This is a genomic window from Mesorhizobium sp. M7A.F.Ca.ET.027.03.2.1, assembly GCF_003999175.1.
GTDB lineage: Bacteria > Pseudomonadota > Alphaproteobacteria > Rhizobiales > Rhizobiaceae > Mesorhizobium.
On record NZ_RZOM01000898.1, the window covers coordinates 1 to 2,573 of the forward strand.

3 protein-coding genes and 1 pseudogene are annotated in these 2,573 nt (G+C 62.7%); 2 read left to right on the forward strand and 2 right to left on the reverse strand.

What is annotated here, in order from left to right:
- Window positions 1–228, forward strand: a pseudogene (locus tag EN750_RS28630) (NIPSNAP family protein); the annotation flags it as partial.
- On the opposite strand, the gene EN750_RS28635 reads toward EN750_RS28630, so the two are convergent.
- Both EN750_RS28635 and choX read right to left on the reverse strand, forming a co-directional pair.
- Window positions 225–1,037 carry an alpha/beta hydrolase gene (locus tag EN750_RS28635; protein WP_127398762.1) on the reverse strand — a complete coding sequence of 271 codons (813 nt, stop codon included), beginning with the start codon at window positions 1,035–1,037 and terminating at the stop codon, window positions 225–227. The pseudogene EN750_RS28630 and the gene EN750_RS28635 overlap by 4 nt on opposite strands.
- Window positions 1,038–1,045: 8 nt before the next feature.
- Entirely contained in the window at window positions 1,046–1,984 is a 939-nt protein-coding gene (gene choX, locus EN750_RS28640; protein ID WP_127398763.1) for a choline ABC transporter substrate-binding protein, read from the reverse strand.
- 81 nt (window positions 1,985–2,065) lie between these two features.
- Here choX and betI point away from each other — a divergent pair.
- A partial coding sequence (betI, locus tag EN750_RS28645) for a transcriptional regulator BetI (protein WP_127398764.1) occupies window positions 2,066–2,573 on the forward strand: 508 nt, incomplete at its 3' end.

Here is a 2,573-nt window from a genome sequence, read left to right on the forward strand (position 1 = left end):
ACCGAGCATGCCGAGAACAGTTTTCCGCGCCTGCCGGTACGGGCTGATGAAAACGTCTTCATCAGCGTCATGGGTTTTGCCAGCACCGAGGCGCATGCCCGCCACCAGGCCGCCCTCGCCGCCTCGTCGGCATGGCAGGATTTTTGGCAGGCCGCGCAGCTCGGCCTGACCAAATCAACGGAGACCTTGCGGCTGTCGCCCACTTCGCAATCATTGGTCGGGCGTTAGACTTCAAACGCCTTGAGAATGGCCATCGCGACGAGGCCTGGATCTTCCCAATGCGGGTTGTGGCCACAGCTCTCGGCGCGAACGAAGACGGCTCCGGCAAGGGCGGATTGCAACGCCTGCTGGTGCGCCTCGCCGAACAGCGGGTCGCAGGCGCCGGCGATGATCAGCGTCCGGGCTTGCACGGCTCGTGCAGCATCGGTCAGGTCGGCGCGGCGGATTTCCTCGAGAATCGCGCGCCAGCGCGTGGTCGGTATCGCCGAGGCCTCTTGCGCCAAGCCGGCGAGAAAGGCTGCTGGCACGTCGGGACGACAGGCATGCCACCAGGCATAGAACGGATCGGCCGGCGATATCGGATCGCGCAGCGCCTCGACGCCCGCGACCAGCGGATGACCCGGCGCGAAATCGGGCTTCAACGTGCCGGCCAGGACCACCAGGCCGCCGATCAGTTCGCTGTGTCGCCCGGCCAAGGCGATGGCCACCATGGCGCCCAGCGAATGGCCGACGACGACCGGTCGGTCGAGTTGTAAACTCTGAATCAGCCTGGCGGTATCATCGGCAAGATCGGCGATGCCGCAGTTCTTGCCGGCCTGCGAGGCGCCATGGCCGCGCAGATCCGGCATGATCAGACGACGGCCGGCCAGATATGGCGCCAGAAGCGAAAAACTGCGGCTGGTGTCGGTGAAGCCGTGCACCAACAGCAGTGCCGGCTCGGCGCCTGATATCTCGACATAAGCGATGTCGAGATCGCCGACAGTGACGAATTGCTTGCGGCCGGCCCAGGCGCCCTGCTCCGGCAAAGCATCAAGCACCGCCGCTCTCACAGACCGAGCTTTTCCTTGACCGCGGCGAGGCCGGGTTGGCCGTCGAAGGTGGTGACGCCGGCGAGCCAGGCGTCGAGGCGGCTTTTGTTGGCCGTGATTGCCTTCAGCGCGCCGTCCTCCGGCTTCATGCCGTCATTGATCAGATAGCCCATGCCGACATTCTCGAAATCGATGTCGAAGGCGAGATTCCTGAGGAATTGCGCGACGTTCGGGCATTGCTCGAGATAGCCCTTGCGCACCTGCGTCGTCACCGTTGCGGCACCGAAATTCGGGCCGAAGAACTTGTCGCCGCCGGTCAGATATTTGAAGTCGTACATCGTGTTCATCGGATGCGGCGCCCAGCCCTGAAAGACGATGAACTGCTTTTCCTTGATCTCGTAGCCGACCTCCGACAGCATGCCGGCTTCGCTGGACTCGACCACCTGCCAGCCGTCCAGGCCAAAGGCCGGATCGGCGATGGCGTCCATCATCAACTGGTTTGAACCGGGCTCGATACCGTACATTTTCTTGCCGAACTTGTCGGCGAATTTATGCAGATCGGAAATGTCCTTGACGCCGGCGTCCCAGGCGTAGGTCGGGACGGCGAAGGTGTATTTGGCGCCCACGAGATTGACGCGCACATTCTCGACAGAGCCGTCCTGCTTGTAGGGCTCGTAATAGGTGACCATGGCCGGATCCCAGTAGCCCAGGAACAGGTCGAGGTCCCTGTTCTTCATGCCCTCGTAGATGACGTTGATGCCGAGCACCTGGCTTTGGGGCTCGTAGCCGAGCGCCTCCAACAGGATGTTGGCGACCCCCGTGGTGAAGGCAAGGTCGTTCCAGCCGGGTTCGGCCATACGGACCGTCCTGCACTCTTGGCCCTCGGCCGCCTGGGCCGCATGAGAGGCCAACATGAGGGCGGCCAAACAGACGCCGTTTGCAAGGATGCGCAACATTTCGGTTCTCCTCATTCGTGAAATTGACCAATTGGTCTTTTTATTGTCCCATGGGTCAATTCTTGATCTGAGCGGACGAAAATGTCAACGTGGATTCGAAATGCATGGACCAATCCCGTGAAACTCAAGCGTCTCAGTGAGATACGCCGCAAGGAGCTGCGGCAGGCGGCCTTCGTGGTTCTGGAGCGCGAGGGCATTGCCGGCGCGACCCTGGAAAAAGTGGCCGCCCAGGCAGGTGCCTCCAAAGGCATCGTGCTGCACTATTTCCGCAACAAGCAGGAACTGTTCGAGCACGCGATGCGCGAAGCCAATGCCGTCCTGTGCCAGGTGGTGATCGCGCGGCTTCGCCGGGCGCGTACGCCGATGGAGCGCATGGATGCGGTGATCGAGGGTAATTTCGAAGAGCATCTGTTCCAGCCGCCTCTGTGCCATGCCTGGCTGTCGCTCTGCGCCGAGGTGCCGCGCGACGAGAAGATGGCCCGTATCCAGCGGGTGATCCATGCGCGCATGCGCTCGAACCTGTTGTCGGGCCTGCACGGCCTCGCCTCGCCGGCGGATGCCGACGACATCGCGCTTGGCGTCACGGCGC